Annotated in this window: 16 protein-coding genes; 12 read left to right on the top strand and 4 right to left on the bottom strand. The window is 55.5% G+C overall.

All coding sequences use genetic code 11. From position 1 onward, the window contains the following. Window positions 1–58 precede the first annotated feature (58 nt). The 12 genes from QLQ17_RS06735 (at window position 59) to yjgA (ending at window position 9292) form a co-directional block, all read left to right on the top strand. A complete protein-coding gene (locus QLQ17_RS06735) occupies window positions 59–1039 on the top strand; it encodes a KpsF/GutQ family sugar-phosphate isomerase (protein ID WP_283208776.1) in 981 nt (326 codons plus the stop codon). Further along, window positions 1039–1599 carry a KdsC family phosphatase gene (locus tag QLQ17_RS06730; protein WP_283208775.1) on the top strand — a complete coding sequence of 187 codons (561 nt, stop codon included), beginning with the start codon at window positions 1039–1041 and terminating at the stop codon, window positions 1597–1599. Before QLQ17_RS06735 ends, QLQ17_RS06730 begins: the two co-directional genes overlap by 1 nt. After that, window positions 1596–2186, top strand: coding sequence for an LPS export ABC transporter periplasmic protein LptC (lptC, locus tag QLQ17_RS06725; RefSeq protein ID WP_283208774.1), 591 nt, complete (start codon window positions 1596–1598; stop codon window positions 2184–2186). Before QLQ17_RS06730 ends, lptC begins: the two co-directional genes overlap by 4 nt. Then, on the top strand, window positions 2170–2769 hold the full coding sequence (gene lptA / locus QLQ17_RS06720; protein ID WP_283208773.1) for a lipopolysaccharide transport periplasmic protein LptA: 600 nt from the start codon (window positions 2170–2172) through the stop codon (window positions 2767–2769). Before lptC ends, lptA begins: the two co-directional genes overlap by 17 nt. Next, a complete protein-coding gene (gene lptB / locus QLQ17_RS06715) occupies window positions 2747–3472 on the top strand; it encodes an LPS export ABC transporter ATP-binding protein (protein WP_283208772.1) in 726 nt (241 codons plus the stop codon). The genes lptA and lptB overlap by 23 nt, the downstream gene beginning before the upstream one ends. 165 nt (window positions 3473–3637) lie before the next feature. Beyond that, window positions 3638–5173 carry an RNA polymerase factor sigma-54 gene (locus QLQ17_RS06710; RefSeq protein WP_283208771.1) on the top strand — a complete coding sequence of 512 codons (1536 nt, stop codon included), beginning with the start codon at window positions 3638–3640 and terminating at the stop codon, window positions 5171–5173. A gap of 37 nt (window positions 5174–5210) precedes the next feature. Next, window positions 5211–5519, top strand: coding sequence for a ribosome hibernation promoting factor (hpf, locus tag QLQ17_RS06705; RefSeq protein ID WP_283208770.1), 309 nt, complete (start codon window positions 5211–5213; stop codon window positions 5517–5519). Between the two features lie 98 nt (window positions 5520–5617). Then, entirely contained in the window at window positions 5618–6088 is a 471-nt protein-coding gene (ptsN, locus tag QLQ17_RS06700) for a PTS IIA-like nitrogen regulatory protein PtsN (protein WP_283208769.1), read from the top strand. A gap of 28 nt (window positions 6089–6116) precedes the next feature. Continuing rightward, on the top strand, window positions 6117–6998 hold the full coding sequence (gene rapZ / locus QLQ17_RS06695) for an RNase adapter RapZ (protein WP_283208768.1): 882 nt from the start codon (window positions 6117–6119) through the stop codon (window positions 6996–6998). A gap of 4 nt (window positions 6999–7002) precedes the next feature. After that, window positions 7003–7272 carry an HPr family phosphocarrier protein gene (locus QLQ17_RS06690; protein ID WP_283208767.1) on the top strand — a complete coding sequence of 90 codons (270 nt, stop codon included), beginning with the start codon at window positions 7003–7005 and terminating at the stop codon, window positions 7270–7272. Between the two features lie 109 nt (window positions 7273–7381). Beyond that, window positions 7382–8743 carry a magnesium transporter gene (gene mgtE / locus QLQ17_RS06685; protein WP_283208766.1) on the top strand — a complete coding sequence of 454 codons (1362 nt, stop codon included), beginning with the start codon at window positions 7382–7384 and terminating at the stop codon, window positions 8741–8743. 21 nt (window positions 8744–8764) lie between these two features. Continuing rightward, on the top strand, window positions 8765–9292 hold the full coding sequence (gene yjgA, locus QLQ17_RS06680; RefSeq protein WP_283208765.1) for a ribosome biogenesis factor YjgA: 528 nt from the start codon (window positions 8765–8767) through the stop codon (window positions 9290–9292). Window positions 9293–9294: 2 nt separating this feature from the next. Here the strand turns inward: yjgA and QLQ17_RS06675 are convergent, their stop codons facing one another. From QLQ17_RS06675 to QLQ17_RS06660, 4 genes are read right to left on the bottom strand one after another with little or no spacing between them, the layout of a single operon-like run. After that, a complete protein-coding gene (locus QLQ17_RS06675; RefSeq protein ID WP_283208764.1) occupies window positions 9295–10155 on the bottom strand; it encodes a carbon-nitrogen hydrolase family protein in 861 nt (286 codons plus the stop codon). A 30-nt stretch (window positions 10156–10185) separates the two neighbouring features. Further along, a complete protein-coding gene (locus QLQ17_RS06670; protein WP_283208763.1) occupies window positions 10186–13932 on the bottom strand; it encodes a YhdP family phospholipid transporter in 3747 nt (1248 codons plus the stop codon). A 36-nt stretch (window positions 13933–13968) separates the two neighbouring features. Beyond that, window positions 13969–15450 carry a ribonuclease G gene (rng, locus tag QLQ17_RS06665; protein WP_283208762.1) on the bottom strand — a complete coding sequence of 494 codons (1482 nt, stop codon included), beginning with the start codon at window positions 15448–15450 and terminating at the stop codon, window positions 13969–13971. Continuing rightward, window positions 15447–16061 (bottom strand): Maf family protein, encoded by a 615-nt coding sequence (locus QLQ17_RS06660; RefSeq protein ID WP_283208761.1) that lies wholly within the window; start codon window positions 16059–16061, stop codon window positions 15447–15449. Before QLQ17_RS06660 ends, rng begins: the two co-directional genes overlap by 4 nt.

Genomic DNA, 16061 nt, shown 5'->3' with positions numbered 1-16061 from the left:
GAAGTGATATACTCTGGCCAAACCAAAACCAAACGCCAATCCGGGAACTGGAAGCCGAATGAACAGCGAATCAACCCCGACTTTCCGTGAGTCCGCCCTCAGAGCCATCAACATAGAGCGGAACGCCATCGATGCACTCCTTGACCGCATTGATGACAGCTTTGTGAAAGCCTGTGAGGTTATCATGGCCTGTAAGGGACGGGTTGTTGTGACCGGTATGGGCAAGTCCGGTCACATCGGCAACAAAATAGCGGCGACCCTGGCCAGTACGGGCACTCCCTCTTTTTTCGTGCATCCGGGCGAGGCCAGCCACGGGGACCTGGGGATGATTACAGGCCAGGACGTGGTTCTGGCCATATCCAACAGTGGCAACACCAGCGAAGTACTCACGATTTTACCGCTGTTCAAGCGCATGGGCGCTCCACTGATCAGCATGACCGGCAATGGCAATTCCACGCTGGCCAAAGAAGCAGTCGCCAACCTGGACATCAGCGTAGCTGAGGAAGCATGCCCGCTGGGGCTCGCACCCACTTCCAGCACAACGGCCACTCTGGTTATGGGAGATGCGCTGGCAGTTGCCCTGCTGGAAGCAAGGGGCTTCAGCGCCGAAGACTTCGCCATGTCCCATCCCGGCGGCAGCCTTGGCCGCAGGCTTCTGCTTCGGGTGTCCGACATCATGCATGCCGGTGAACAAATACCCAAAGTTCAGGAAGACACGCTGTTGAGCGGCGCCCTGATCGAGATCTCCCGAAAGGGGCTCGGTATGACGACCGTCGTGAATACCAATGATGAGCTGTGCGGTGTATTTACCGACGGCGACCTGCGCAGAACCCTTGACCGATCCATTGATGTACATGCGACCGCCATCAGCGAAGTGATGACCCGGAACGGGCAAGTAATCCACGAGGACCAGTTGGCTGCAGAAGCCCTGAAAGTGATGGATGAAATGAAAATAAACGCCCTGCCCGTGATCAACCGCGACGGTGTTCTGACCGGTGCCATCAATATGCACGACCTACTCAGAGCCGGAGTCATCTGATGAAATCGTCGCTCCGCCCGACATGGCCTGAGGCCGTGATTGAAAAAGCCGCCACCATCCGGCTTTTGGCACTGGACGTGGATGGAATAATGACCGACGGCAAGCTGTACTTCACCGCCAGCGGCGACGAAATGAAAGGCTTTAACATTCTCGACGGCCTGGGCATGAAACAGGCAATGGCTGCCGGCATCCAGGTTGCCGTTATCACCGGGCGTCGTTCGCCGCTCACCGAAAAACGTATGAGCGATCTGGGCATTGATAACCTGATACAGGGTCGCGAGGACAAAAAGGTAGCGCTGGACGAATTAAGCGACACTCTGGGTATTGAGGCGGCCGCCATTGCGTATTTGGGGGACGATCTGCCAGATCTTCCCGCTATCCTACATGCCGGCCTTGGCGTCACTGTGCCAAACGGCCACTGGGCTGTGCGCGAGTCCGCTGACTTCTGCCTCCAAACGGCAGGCGGACAGGGAGCGGTCAGGGAGCTCTGCGATCTGCTGCTGTTCGCCCGCGATCAGCTGGAGGAAACTCTCGCTCCCTATCGGGAGCCCGATGCATGAACCCGGACTTCCTGACCCGCAATCCCAGGCTTCGCAACCTCGCTTTGGCCATCACAGTAATTGCCCTGGTCGCGGTACTTTGGCAGAGCGATGAAACCGCCGAGCCGTCGGACGCTGCCGCCCTCAGAGGCGAAGCGGAACCAGACGCCTTTGTCGTAGGCGGCCAGTTCCTGTCCTTCGATGAAACCGGCCACTTAACGAACAGAATCGAGAGCCAGCGAGTAGAACAGTTCGAGTCTGATCAGCTAACGCGAATGCAATCCCCCAGGGCGACCCTTTTCGGCAAGGCAGGAGAAGCCAGCTGGAAAGCAGAAGCGGACCAGGGGCAGTTGAAACAGGCCCAGGAGCTGATGGAACTGTCTGGCAATGTACGGATTATTCGCCTGGCCGACGACAGCGCCCCCCTGTCTCTTTCAACAGAGGCACTTACCCTGAATAATAGTGACCGAACGATTTATACGGACAAACCAGTTACCATCGAGGATCCATTGGGAGTGACCAGGTCGACTGGCATGAAAGCGTGGATCGACGATCGCATACTCGAACTCAACGCCGAGGTGGAAGGACGTTATGAAATCGGCAAGTAACGGTTTACGGAATTCACCGCGTGCCATTGCTGGTTTGGCCCTGACGATGGCCCTGCTATCGGCACCAGCCCAGGCCTTTGATCTGGATTCCAACACCCCGATTCGCGTCAATGCGGATAACGCTCGCCTGGACGACAGCAAAGGTATTGCAACCTATACCGGCGCTGTAGAAATGAGCCAGGGAAACAGCAAACTGACTGCCGACCGGGTTGAACTGCACCGCAGCCCGGAGGGCGTCAGCCGAATCGAAGCGACGGGCCAGCCCGCCCGATACCGACAGCCGGCCGTGAAGGGAGCGGGTGAGACGAACGCCCAGGCCCACTCCATCACCTGGTCCGCCGAAGATAACCGCGTTACCTTTGAACGCGATGCCGTCATCGAACAGGATGGCAATCTGTTTCGCGGTGATGTGATTCATTATGATAGCGTCCAGCGGGTAGTCACTGCAGAAGGATCCCCCGATCAGGCTGACGGCAGCGGACGGGTCGAAATGGTAATTCAGCCGCGCAGTGGTCGCAGTACCGAAAGCACTAACAGCACATCTGACGGACAGGCAACCGATGGCAGTTCTGAGAGCCAGTAAGCTGGCCAAAAGTTACAAGCAGAAAAAAGTCGTCATCGACGTCTCTCTGGAAATCCGCAGTGGCCAGATTGTGGGCCTGCTGGGCCCTAATGGTGCGGGTAAAACCACCTGCTTCTACATGATTGTGGGCCTGGTTCCCGCGGATAACGGCCGGGTAACCATCGACAGCAAGGACATCACCCCATTACCCATGCACGGTCGGGCCAGACAAGGCATTGGTTATCTGCCTCAGGAAGCGTCTGTTTTCCGCAAGTTAACCGTGCGTGACAATATCCTGGCGATTCTGGAAACCCGCAAAGAACTCAAACGGGACGAGCGTGAAGCCAAAGCGGAAGAACTACTGAACGAATTCCACATCACCCACATTCGAGACAGCGTTGGCATGGCTCTGTCAGGCGGCGAACGCAGAAGAGTCGAAATTGCCCGTGCGCTGGCCATGGAGCCCGCGTTTATTCTGCTGGACGAGCCCTTCGCGGGGGTTGACCCGATTTCAGTCAGCGACATCAAGCAGATCGTTCGCCACCTGCGGGATAAAGGCATTGGCGTTCTGATCACCGATCACAACGTGCGGGAAACCCTGGATATCTGCGAGAACGCTTACATCGTAAGCGGAGGCCACATCATTGCCTCGGGCAACGCCGATCAGATCCTGGCCAATCAGCAGGTCAAAGAGGTGTATCTTGGCAATGAATTCAGGCTCTGAAGCGCATCACGCGACGCCATACCGTGGTGGCCTGATTGTTTTGCCAATCACAAGCAAGTACACTCGGCAAAGAACTTGCTTGGTGAGGCAAGTTGCTAGCATACATAGATTTTTTGTCAACGATTTGTACACGAGAGACTCAGTGACGGATCCTGAATCATGGTTATGAAAGCCTCATTACAGTTAAAGCTGGGTCAAAGCCTGACCATGACCCCCCAGCTGCAACAGGCTATCAGGCTCCTGCAGCTCTCGACGCTTGACCTTCAGCAGGAAATCCAGCAGGCGCTGGAATCCAACCCCATGCTGGAAACCTCGGAAGACGAGGAAACCAACGCGGAAAGCGAAGACATCAAGGATCCCGTTGACGATTCAACAGGCAGCGACGACGAAGCCGCCAACGCGGCGGAGGCAGAATCAACGCCCGACTGGGATGAGTCCGAAAACGGCCCGGACTGGTCGACTGAAACAGAAACGTCCTCTGACAGCATCCCGGACGATCTGCCCGTCGACACAGCCTGGGATGACATCTATCAGTCTGCACCTAGCTCGAGCCCACGCAACGACGACGAAAGCGACCACGATTTCGAAACCCGTAACTCCCCGACCGAAACCCTGCACGACCATCTGGAATGGCAGTTGAATCTGACACCGCTGAGTGAACGCGATCAGGCCATCGCCCATTCCCTGCTGGATGCGGTGGACAATAGCGGGTATCTGACGTCGCCGCTCGAGGAAATTCACTCCGGCATGCTGGATGACGCCGACGAGGATCCGCTGGAACTGGATGAAGTTGAGGCCGTACTCCACCGGCTGCAACATTTCGATCCGCCCGGCGTATTCGCCCGGGACCTACAGGAATGCCTGCTGATCCAGTTGAACCAGTTGCCGCCAGAAACTCCCTGGCTGGCCCAGGCAAGACTGGTCATTACCCACTACATCAATTTGCTGGGTAACCGTGACTACGCCCAACTCCTGCGTCGCAGCCGACTCAAGGAAGACCAGTTAAGGGAAGTGCTTGCGCTGATCACTGCGCTGAATCCCCGGCCCGGCGATTCCATTGACCAGGCTGAGCCCGATTACGTCATTCCTGATGTCATTGTGCGAAAGCACCAAGAACGCTGGCGCGTAGAACTGAACCCTGAAATTGCGCCGCGCATTCGCGTGAATGCCAGCTATGCTTCACTTATAAAGCGTGCAGACAGCAGCGCAGACAATACCTATTTGCGGGATCAACTGCAGGAGGCCAAATGGTTTATCAAGAGCCTGCAGAGCCGAAATGAAACCCTGCTCAAGGTGGCAACGCGCATTGTTGAGCACCAGCAGGGATTTCTGGATCATGGCGAGGAAGCCATGAAACCCCTGATTCTGTCGGATATTGCACAGGCTGTAGAAATGCACGAGTCGACCATATCCAGGGTCACCACGCAGAAATACATGCATACGCCGCGTGGCATATTTGAGCTGAAATACTTCTTCTCAAGCCATGTCAGCACGGATGAAGGCGGTGAATGCTCCTCAACGGCTATTCGGGCGATGATCAAGAAACTGATTTCGACCGAAACTCCGAAAAAGCCGTTGAGCGATAGCAAAATTGCAGCCATGCTAGGAGAACAGGGTATCAAAGTGGCCCGCCGGACCGTGGCCAAATATCGCGAAGCGATGCATATACCACCGTCCAACGAGCGTAAGAGGCTGGTATAGAAGTGTTACCGGCCGATCATCAAAACAGGAGACGCCTATGCAACTCAATATTTCAGGCCATCACGTAGAACTGACTCCCGCACTGAAAGATTACGTATCCGGTAAATTTGAAAAGCTCGAGCGGCACTTTGACCATATCAGTAACTGCCAGGTAACCCTGGAAGTTGAAAAAGTGCGCCAGTTGGCGGAAGCGACCATGCACGTGATCGGTGGTGAGATCCACGCAAAGGCAGAAAGTGAGGACATGTACGCGGCGATTGATGCTCTGGTTGATAAACTGGACAGGCAGGTTCTCAAGCACAAAGAAAAGAATGTAGATCGTATGCACGGCAACGGCGCTCGCTAAGCGAACACCTTCTCCGGCATGACAACCAATCGAGCTGCGGCGCTGACAGACACACTGGATAGCGCCGCAGCCTTTTTTTACGGGATTTACGTCGATTCATGACCGACACAACCCTGACTATAGACAACATTCTTGCTCCGGAACTCACCCTTTGTCGGGTACCAGCGTCGAGCAAGAAGCGCGTAATGGAAACCATTGCGGAACACATCCAGCACCAGGACGAAACCCTCAGCGAATCCCAGATTTTTAACAATCTGGTGTCCAGAGAGCGACTTGGCAGCACCGGCATCGGCCAGGGCATTGCCATTCCCCACTGCCGACTGGACGGCCTCGACCATGTGGTTGGCGTGCTGATGACCCTGGAGGAAGGCGTTGGATTCGACGCCATCGATAATCAGCCCGTTGACCTGGTTTTCGCGTTGGTCGTGCCCAAAGAGGCCACCAGCGAGCACCTGGAGCTGCTTAGCCAGATCGCCGAGAAATTCAATAACAGTTCATTCTGCGACCATCTGCGCCAGTGTACCGACGGCGAGACTCTCTATCGGCAAATGCTGACAGAGAGCCACTGAACCCCTTTCGCTTTCGAGGTGACCCGGCATGAAACTGATTATCGTCAGTGGCCGCTCAGGATCAGGCAAGAGTACCGTTCTTCATGTTCTTGAAGACCTGGGCTACTACTGCATAGACAACCTCCCTATCGGGTTACTTGTTCCATTAACCCGGGAAGCAACCAGCCAATCCTCACCGGGCCGACTCGGAAAAATGGCCGTCAGTATCGACGCCAGAAACCTGTCGAGCGAGCTGAGCAACTTCGAAAGCCTGTACCGCAGCCTTCAACAAACCGGCGTGACGGTCGAAATCATCTATCTGGATGCTGATGAACAGTCGCTCCTGCAACGCTTCCACGCCACCCGGCGCAAGCACCCTCTAAGCGATGACAAAACCTCGTTGAGGGAAGCCATTGGCAATGAAAAGCTGCTTCTGGAGCCACTCTCAAAACTCGCCGATCTGTACATCGAGACCACCGGCATGTCCATGTACGAGCTGCGGGACATGGTTAAGCAACGGGTTGCCGGGCGTCGTGAGCAGGAACTGGCTCTGCTGTTTCAGTCGTTCGGATTCAAGCATGGCGTTCCTCTCGATTCCGACTTTGTCTTTGATGTGCGCTGTCTGCCCAATCCCTACTGGGATACGTCACTTCGCCGCTTCGTGGGTACCGATCAGCCGGTCATCGATTTTCTGGAAAAGGATCCGTTAACGCGCAGAATGGTAGACGACCTCATTAACCATCTGGACAGCTGGTTGCCCGCATTTGCTGACAGCAACCGTAGCTACATGACCATTTCCATCGGCTGCACCGGCGGCCAGCATCGTTCGGTCTACATCTGCGAGCAATTGGGCCGGTATTTCCACGGCAAGTACAGCAATGTCCAGGTTCGCCACACCGAACTGCCTCACCTGCAGAACCGGGAATCCTGATTCCATGATCCGACGCACCACCACGATCATCAACAAGCTCGGCCTCCATGCCAGGGCTGCGGCAAAGTTGGTTGCCACAGCCTCCAAGTTCGACAGTGTGGTAACAATCGCACGCGATGGTAGAGAAGTCAGTGCCAAGAGCATCATGCCAGTCATGATGCTGGCCGCCAGCCAGGGTGTTGAAGTGGAACTAATCGTCGATGGTGATGACGAAGCGGAAGCCATGGAAGCAATCGTGGCGTTGATTGAAGACTATTTCGGCGAAGGTGAATAGACCGGCCTGACAATTCGGCGAGGTCCGTAGGGCATTCACCTACAACACTCTCTCACCAAGGCAGCGTAACTCCGCTATAATGCGGGAGTTTTCCGACTGCGGGTGCTCTATGTCCGATATCCTTGAAAAAAGCCAGGCTCGCCAACGTCTTCGCTCACTGAGCGAAGCGCTGGACAGTGGCGCCCTGAAACAGGTAGCCCGAATCCTGAACGGTGGCCTGAGCCCTAGCGATATTGCCCACTTACTGGAGTCGTCACCCCCTCGCCAGCGTGCCCTGCTCTGGAACCTGGTCGACAAACAGCTGGAAGGTGAGGTCCTCCAGTACCTGAACGATGACATCCGAAGTTACTTCCTGAGCCAGCTTAACGCTCAGGAACTGGCAGATATCATCGAAGATTTCGAGTCGGATGACCTTGCTGACCTTCTGCAGCAGTTGCCGGACACCGTGATCCAGGAAGTCCTGGACACCATGGACGAACAGGACAGGCAGCGGGTAGAAGAGGTTTTATCGTATCCGGAGGATACGGCCGGCGGTCTGATGAACACCGACACCATAACGGTGCGGCCAGACATCAGCATCGACGTTGTTCTGCGTTATCTGCGCAGGCATAGGAATCTTCCGCCAATGACAGACAGCCTGATTGTGGTCAGCCGGCGGGACGAGTTCATCGGCATGCTTCCCATCACCAAAATGCTGGTTTCAAATCCTGCGTCGACGGTGCGCGAGGTCATGGACACCGATATCGAACCCATTCCGGTGACCTTGTCAGATAATAAGGTAGCCACCCTGTTCGAACGCTATGACCTGATCTCTGCACCGGTGGTCAGCGAAGAAGGCCGGCTGCTTGGCCGGATTACCATCGATGACGTGGTCGACGTCATTCGAGAAGAATCTGACCACTCGCTGATGAGCATGGCCGGCCTGGACGAAGATGAAGATACCTTCGCACCCATTCTCAAAACCACACGCCGGCGGGCCATCTGGTTGGGCATTAACCTGTTGACGGCATTCACGGCCTCCGCTGTCATCGGGCTGTTTGAGGCAACCATTGAGAAAGTTGTCGCACTGGCGGTTCTGATGCCGATTGTCGCCAGTATGGGCGGCATCGCAGGCAGCCAGACACTGACCCTGGTTATTCGGGGCATGGCTGTTGGCCAGATCAGCGGCGCCAACGTAGGCTGGCTTCTCAACCGGGAATTTGTGGCGGGGGCACTCAATGGTTTGCTCTGGGCAACGGTGGTGGCCACAGCGGCCTCATTGTGGTTCAAGGACATCATGATTGGCGCTGTGATTGCGGCCGCACTGATCATCAACCTGATTGCCGCCGCGCTTGTGGGGACAGTTCTTCCCCTGTTCCTTAAATCACGTAATATTGATCCCGCTCTAGCTGGCAGCGTGATTCTCACCACCGTGACCGATGTGGTGGGCTTTATGTCATTTCTTGGCCTTGCGACCCTCATTTACGGCTGATACCGGAAAGAAAAACATTCTATGAACCACTACGACGATCACGAGCAGGAAGAGGAGTACGGCAAGAGCAAATCCCAGGTTAAAAGGGAGATGCAAGCGCTGCAGGATCTCGGCAAACGCATGCTGGATCTGAGCAACGATCAGCTTGCCACACTGCCGATCAGTGAAACTCTCAAGTCTGCCATCGAGGAATCCCGCCGCATCCGTCAGAATGAAGCGAAACGGCGTCACCTGCAGTACATTGGCAAAGTGATCCGTCAGGAAGACGATCCGGAGGAATTGGCGCGGCAGATTGATGCGTTCGATGCCGGCAGCGAGGAGCACACACGACGCCACCACCTGGCAGAGCGCTGGCGTGACCGCATGATTGCGGAAGGCGATTCGGCGGTCGGTGAGTTTCTGGAATACTGCAGCTCGGCTGACGTCCAGCATCTGCGAAATCTTGCCCGGAACGCCCGCCGGGATGTTCAGAAAGAAAAGCCAACGGGCCAGCCTCGGAAGCTTTTCCGCTACCTGAGGGAGTGCATCGATGACGCGGAGTCAGCTTAGCTCTAGAGCCTGCGATGCTCCCACACCGGCATTTGCGTTCTGATCGTTTTCACCTGGTCGAGATCCAGTTCTGCGGAAACCACGCCCATCCCTTCTTCCAGTTCTGAAACGATTTTGCCCCAGGGATCGCAGATCAGACTGTGGCCAAAGGTCCTCCGGCGCTCACTGTTCTGCCCGCCCTGACCCGGCGCTACCATCCATAACTGGTTTTCTATGGCGCGAGCCCGAATCAAGGCGTGCCAGTGGGCATCACCGGTATTCCAGGTAAAGGCGCTGGGCAAAGTGATCCATTCGGCACCCCTTTCCCGCAGAGCCCGGAAGATTTCTGGAAACCGCAGGTCATAACAGATCGCCAGACCCAGTCGACCTGCAGGCGTATCAATGACCACTAATTCTTCACCGGGTTCAAAGGTGTCAGATTCCCGATACTGCCCGTGGGCGTCTTCGACCATGGCGTCAAACAGGTGGATCTTGTCATAGCGAGCTACCTGCTGCCCCTGATCATCATAAACAACACAGGAAGCACGTACCCGGTCCGAGATTCTGGTGCCATCCGGGCGAGAGGCAATGGGCAACGATCCCCCAACGATCCACAAGCCCAGTTTTTTGGCCTGTTCCTTGAGAAAAGTCTGGATGGGGGCATCCGGAGCATTCTCATGCTGCCCGTGTTCCAGCATCTGTCGGGTAGACAATACGGCAAAATTTTCCGGAAGCACCGCAACCTTGGCGCCCTGCTTTGCGGCCTCTGCTAACAGGCGCTCGGCGTCGTCCAGATTCTTGGCGATATCATGCCCGCTGACCATCTGAATGGCCGCAACCCGGCGCCTATTTTCTGAATTGCTGGAGTCTGTTACTGCCGACATCACCGGCCCCCTTCTGTAATGATCAATGTATCAGCTGCCACTGTCGAAAACGCGTTTTAGATCGACGTCAGGGTTAGCCCATGTACCCTTAACACTATAAGTGGCACTGGTCAGTTTACTCAACGGGTCACCCAGCACTTTGTCCAAAACGAAAAGCGCACCGCCAATTGGGGCTCCTGCGCCCATCAAAAGGGCCGCCAGCGGAAGATTCTGAGTTAGAGGCAATACCACAACCATGTTCATATCCAGAGTTTCCTCTGCCAAATCCGTGGCTCCGCTAAACTTGAATGCCCCGGAGGGTCCGACAATCTGTAATTCCGGATCCAGGGTGAGCACCCCATCCTCCAGACGAGCCTTGCCAGAAATGGCGTCAAACGCCACACCCGCTTCATAAAGATCCGAGAAGTCCAGCTTCAGGCGTCGCCACAAGGTGTCTGAATTCAACAGGTTGAATATTCGGAAAAGCTGCGCGGTGTTATTCCCTTCAAGAATGACACCCTGATCGAAACGCATGCTGGCAGTGCCGCTCAGGGCCGCGGTTTCAAACTGATCCGGGCGCCCTGGCCAATCCAGATCCAACTCGATTGCTGTCTTCTCATTCCTGAATGGCACCTCTGCCGCAAAAAGCGCACTGGCGTCCGCCAGTGACTTCCCGTTCAAGGTTCCGGCAAACCCCGTTCTGACCTCGTCGCCTCGAATTCCCCAATCCAGGTCGCCCTGCAGGACCAACGACTTCAACTGCCCCTTGATATTGGCGACGCGAAAGCGCTCCGCTTCAGGCCGAAGGCCAAACGACCAGATACCGGCGTCTTCATCATTGAGTTTTAAATCGGCAATTCTTACGTCAACGTCGGGCCAACGTCCCGACTCAAGGTCTCTGAAGTCTTGGACTGACATCCTGTCATCGAGTTCCTTGCCTTCCCCGCCCGGGTCTTTGTCCTGCTCCAATGCCAGCGCTTCGAGGTCTACCTGAATTGAGCCGTCACCGACAGGCCAGGTTACCAGGCCTTTTACCCAGCCCCCTTCGAGGTCGACAAGCCAGTTATCCATGCCTTCGACCGCTTCTATTCCCAGCTTGTCAAAAGACCGGTTGCCCAGCGTTAGATTATTCAAGGCAATGTTTACCCGCCCGGTTTGCCAATCTACATCAGCATTCATCCGATCCTGCCAATCGATCGACAGTTCGAATCCGTTATCCGGATCAGGTACCACCGAAACGTCAACCGGCGCAGCGGCGTCAGACACCTTGCCAAGCGGTTCCGGCCAGCCGATCGAAACGCCCGTCAGGTCTGAGGTCAAACGAACCCGAGCCGGTTGGTCCGGCAGCAGACTCAGCGCGGCCTCGTAGCCCAACTTCCCCTCTATTCCAAGAGCCAGCTGGTCGCTCATACCAAGCTTGCGCCGCACATCTTCCACGGCGACGTCGCCCGCCTGCCGAATCACCAATCCGTCTCCCGATTCGGCTCTGCGGAACCAGGTTTTGACCGGGCTACCCAGAAAAAGTCCTGTCACCGGTTCAGAAGAGAAACCGGCCTGAGTGTTGTAGGACAGGACCCCCGACACATTTTCCCAATTCAGATTTACCGCCGGGTAGAACAAGGACACTGAATCTGCCGACACTGTCGCGTCAATCATCGGGGGTTGATCAGAACCCAGAGCAAACCCAAGTCCCAGATCAAGACCCAACTCGCCTTGCAAAAGCAGGGAATCCGGGGTCAGGTCTGTAAGATCTCTGAGGGGGCTTTGGGACAACCAATAGGCAAGCGCATCCCCGTTTATCGGGCCGCCCGCATCAACGTATAGCATGGTCTGCTCACTGGTCGGTTTTACTCTCACCTGCCCCGGCGTCAATTCAATCCCGCCCGTCTCGCCCGACGCCAGATCAACCCGCGTCTGACCTTGATGAATAAACACACGGCCTGCCGCACCGCTCACCTCTGGCCATCGATCGTCATAGTTGATGGTTGTATTACTGAAATCATAGAACATCGAGGAAACGAAGGATCCGGGAGGCGCACCACTACTGATGGTTCCATGCCCGTAATAGGTGCCACGGGTGATGTCGGCTTTGGTAATAGCTGTGTTCAGCCAGTCATACAGCGCGGAATCGACCAGATGGACGGGCACAAATTCGGCGAGCATCGGGGCGTTGCCGTCCTTGACCCCAACCTGAAGGCTCAACACATCTGAGCCGCCAGGTACCAGTTTCAGATCGAACGCCCCGGTTAATCCGGTTGAGTCTCCATAACTCATGGCAATGTCATCTGAAAAAACACGTGTTGTACCTTCCTCAATTTGCCAGGCGACGTTGGCATTGAATTGCCTGACATCCCATAAGCCTTTGAACAAGGACGGAAACCCAAACGTGAGCGCATTCGAATTGGCTTTCACCAGTCCACCCTGGCTGGTCACGATGATGGAACCATCAAGACCCTCCACTTCGGGTGCGCCGCCGTGTGCCTTCACGTTGATGTCTTCGAGATTGGCAGTAAACCGGAACTGGCCAGGATCCTCTGTGGGAAGCTCCAGTAACAGACGATTTAGCGTCCCTGACGGACGGTAGTTTTCCAGGGCGCTGGTCAGGGCCGTTGGCAAAATACTCAAGCGACTGAAAAGCCCCGTGACCGGGCCAACAGGAAAGCCATCAGCAATCAGCAGGTCATCATTTTTCCTGGTCTGAAAACGCAGATCAAATTCAGGCATGACCTCGCCATTCCAGCTCCAGGTCAGATCATTGAGGTGAAACTCGCCCGTTGCGTACCAAGGCGCCTGATCTTCCGCTTCTATGTCAGCCGCATAGGCATCTTCGGGCTGGTAACGGCGCCAGCCAAATCGCGCCGAAATATCTTCGAGGGGCGCGAGAGACTCCTGATGAACCCCAATCTGCAGATAGGGTGTCTGAAGATTGCCGCTAGCCTGCTCCATCAGACCATTTCGAAAGGTCAGCCAGATCTGTCCGCCAATATCAAAGCCTTCCGCTCGCATACCCTTCCAGCTGTATTCCTGAATCAGCCCGTCGAACAGTCGCCCTGAATTGATGTCCCCGTAAAACTGCCCGGTGAAATCACCCCTGAAGAAGTGTTGTCCAACCAGTTCGAAGCTTGCCAGCTGCTCGGTGGTTCCCGGTCTCATAGCTCGGCCGGAGGCGTGGAAAAGGCCTCTGCGGTAGATCAGATCGAGCTGAGGAATCTCAACTTGTCGCAGTTGCCCCAGGCTATCCCTGAGTCCCAGATCGATTCGCGTTATTTGAACGTAGGGATCCGACAACCACTGGCCTGCAAGATCAATCCACTTTTCCAGATCGTTGGCTACCGGCTCCGGCAAGTCAGCTCCCTCGACACCAATCTCACCACGGGGTGTCTGGTTGATCACCAGCTCAAGGCCATTGGCATCGAAGTCAGAGAATACGATTCGAAAACGAGAGAGCGAAGCAAGAAAGTCCAGACCAACCCGCAGGCTCTGTAGCGAGCCGATCACCTCATCACTGCCATCACCTGGCTTTAAAGCCAGGTCACGAGCGATGATCGTGGGGTTTAGCCAACGCCAGCGCGAAGACAAAGAGCCAATCTGAACTTGATGACCCAGTCTGTCAGACAGTTGCTGCTCAATTTCCGGACGATAGTCATTAATATTTTGCGTCAGCTGTCGGCCCAGCCCGGCATAGAGGGCCGCCAGCACAAGCGTACCCAGAAGCAGCCACCAGATCAGGTTGGCTAGCCGCGCAAGAAGCTGCAACAGCAGCCCCCTGGATCTTTTTCCCGCCTCAGCCGCGCTCATCAGATCTGCCGCAGCAATTAATACAAGTGGCGTTGATTACAGCAGAACCACATCGTATTGCTCCTGACTGTAGAAAGGCTCCACCTGGAAGCGAATGGTTTTACTGATAAAGGTTTCCAGGTCGGCCACATTGTCGGATTCTTCATCAAGCAAGCGATCAACCACGCTCTGGGAAGCCATAACAAGATAACTTTCCGCATCGTAGGCGCGGTTTACCCTCAGAATCTCGCGGAACACCTCATAGCAGACCGTTTCGCTGGTTTTCAGAAAGCCACGCCCATCACAAATGGGGCAAGGCTCGCACAGGACCTGGCCAAGGCTCTCAGTGGTTCGCTTTCGAGTCATCTCCACAAGGCCAAGTTCGGATACACCGGTTATCTTGGTTTTAGCGTGGTCGCGCTCCAGCATCTTTTCCAGCATACGATGTACCTGGCGTTGATGCTCTGGGTCTTCCATGTCGATAAAATCGATGATGATAATGCCACCCAGGTTGCGCAGGCGCAGCTGGCGACTGATGGAGCGTGCTGCTTCCAAGTTGGTCTTGAAAATCGTTTCTTCAAGGTTTCGGTGGCCCACGAACGCACCGGTATTGATATCGATGGTGGTCATAGCTTCCGTCTGGTCAATGATGACGTAACCACCTGATTTAAGTTGTACTTTTCGGCTTAGCGCCTTTTGAATCTCATCTTCAACAGAGTAAAGATCGAACAGTGGGCGCTCCCCCGGATAGTACTCTACCTTGTCTGAAAATTCGGTCACGAACTCGTCGACGAATTCCAGCACCCGCTGATGGCTTTCTTTGCTATCAATACGGACTTTTTCTGTCTGGGGACGAATCAAATCTCGAATGGTGCGGATGAACAGCGGCAAATCCTGGTAGACCACGGCAGGTGCCTGGCTTTTTCCAATCCGGTCTTCAATGGCCTGACTCAAGCGATGCAGGTAAACCATATCGCCAATCAGTTCTTCCGCCGACGCAGCCTCTGCAGCCGTTCGGATGATGTAACCACCATTAACTTCGGTATCCTTGGCGGCACCTTCTTCAATCAATCCTTTCAGGCGAGCGCGTTCGGCGTCGTCTTCAATACGCTGGGAAATCCCAATGTGCGAAACACCCGGCATAAACACCAGATAACGTGACGGGATGGACAACTGCGTGGTCAGTCTTGCCCCCTTGGTGCCGATGGGGTCCTTGGTCACCTGTACGACCAGCGACTGGCCCTCACGTAACAAGGTGCGTATATCAGGAACCGTTTTGGGGCCATCGGCGGGTTCGTCCGCCGTCTGCTGACCGGTAACAACATCTGAGGCATGAATAAAGGCAGCGCGTTCCAGACCAATATCCACAAAGGCTGCCTCCATCCCAGGCAACACCCGCACTACCTTGCCTTTGTATATGTTGCCAACGATTCCCTTACGACTGGTGCGCTCGATGTATGCTTCCTGAAGCATACCGTTTTCCACCAAGGCCACACGGGTTTCAACCGGCGTCACATTGATCAGAATCTCTTCACTCATTCGGGCCCTCCTGCCTCTTTATCCTGCCAAAGCGGCCAGGTAGTCCAGACCGGATAGCCAGCCAGCGCCAGTAGATCGGCGGTTTCCCGAAGAGGCAAACCCACCACTGCGCTGTAGCTACCGTGCAAACTCTCTACAAAAATACCACCCAGGCCCTGAATACCATAACTGCCCGCTTTATCCATCGGCTCGCCAGATCGAACGTAAGCGGCAATCTCGTCGGGTCGAAGCGCACGGAATCTGACTTCTGTAGTCACGAGACGCTCTTCTGCATGGCCATCAACAACAGCTGCAACAGCCGTTAGAACCCGGTGAGTGCTGCCAGAGAGGCTTTTCAGCGTTTCCTCTGCGTCGTCCGAATCCTCCGGCTTACCGAGAATATTGCCATCCAGGACCACCGAGGTGTCAGAGCCCAGGACAATAGCTTCTGGCGCGCGCTGCCCGATGGTCAAGGCCTTCTCCCGAGCCATCCGCAGCACATAGTCCTCCGGTAATTCATCGGCCAATGGGGTTTCGTCAATGTGTGCGGGCCGGACCTCAAAAGCCACGCCCATCTGACGGAGCAGTTCAGCCCGGCGGGGGGATGCTGAGGCCAGGATAATCGCTCGCAC

The sequence above is a fragment of the Marinobacter sp. CHS3-4 genome (genome assembly GCF_030053415.1).
Taxonomy (GTDB): domain Bacteria; phylum Pseudomonadota; class Gammaproteobacteria; order Pseudomonadales; family Oleiphilaceae; genus Marinobacter.
This window is presented reverse-complemented; position numbering and strand designations above follow the sequence as displayed.

Bases quoted from the DNA above. Each gene is read 5' to 3' on its own strand.
- QLQ17_RS06735 (WP_283208776.1), top strand. From the start codon at position 59: ATGAACAGCGAATCAACCCCGACTTTCCGTGAGTCCGCCCTCAGAGCC.
- QLQ17_RS06730 (WP_283208775.1), top strand. From the start codon at position 1,039: ATGAAATCGTCGCTCCGCCCGACATGGCCTGAGGCCGTGATTGAAAAA.
- lptC (WP_283208774.1), top strand. From the start codon at position 1,596: ATGAACCCGGACTTCCTGACCCGCAATCCCAGGCTTCGCAACCTCGCT.
- lptA (WP_283208773.1), top strand. From the start codon at position 2,170: ATGAAATCGGCAAGTAACGGTTTACGGAATTCACCGCGTGCCATTGCT.
- lptB (WP_283208772.1), top strand. From the start codon at position 2,747: ATGGCAGTTCTGAGAGCCAGTAAGCTGGCCAAAAGTTACAAGCAGAAA.
- QLQ17_RS06710 (WP_283208771.1), top strand. From the start codon at position 3,638: ATGAAAGCCTCATTACAGTTAAAGCTGGGTCAAAGCCTGACCATGACC.
- hpf (WP_283208770.1), top strand. From the start codon at position 5,211: ATGCAACTCAATATTTCAGGCCATCACGTAGAACTGACTCCCGCACTG.
- ptsN (WP_283208769.1), top strand. From the start codon at position 5,618: ATGACCGACACAACCCTGACTATAGACAACATTCTTGCTCCGGAACTC.
- rapZ (WP_283208768.1), top strand. From the start codon at position 6,117: ATGAAACTGATTATCGTCAGTGGCCGCTCAGGATCAGGCAAGAGTACC.
- QLQ17_RS06690 (WP_283208767.1), top strand. From the start codon at position 7,003: ATGATCCGACGCACCACCACGATCATCAACAAGCTCGGCCTCCATGCC.
- mgtE (WP_283208766.1), top strand. From the start codon at position 7,382: ATGTCCGATATCCTTGAAAAAAGCCAGGCTCGCCAACGTCTTCGCTCA.
- yjgA (WP_283208765.1), top strand. From the start codon at position 8,765: ATGAACCACTACGACGATCACGAGCAGGAAGAGGAGTACGGCAAGAGC.
- QLQ17_RS06675 (WP_283208764.1), bottom strand. From the start codon at position 10,155: ATGTCGGCAGTAACAGACTCCAGCAATTCAGAAAATAGGCGCCGGGTT.
- QLQ17_RS06670 (WP_283208763.1), bottom strand. From the start codon at position 13,932: ATGAGCGCGGCTGAGGCGGGAAAAAGATCCAGGGGGCTGCTGTTGCAG.
- rng (WP_283208762.1), bottom strand. From the start codon at position 15,450: ATGAGTGAAGAGATTCTGATCAATGTGACGCCGGTTGAAACCCGTGTG.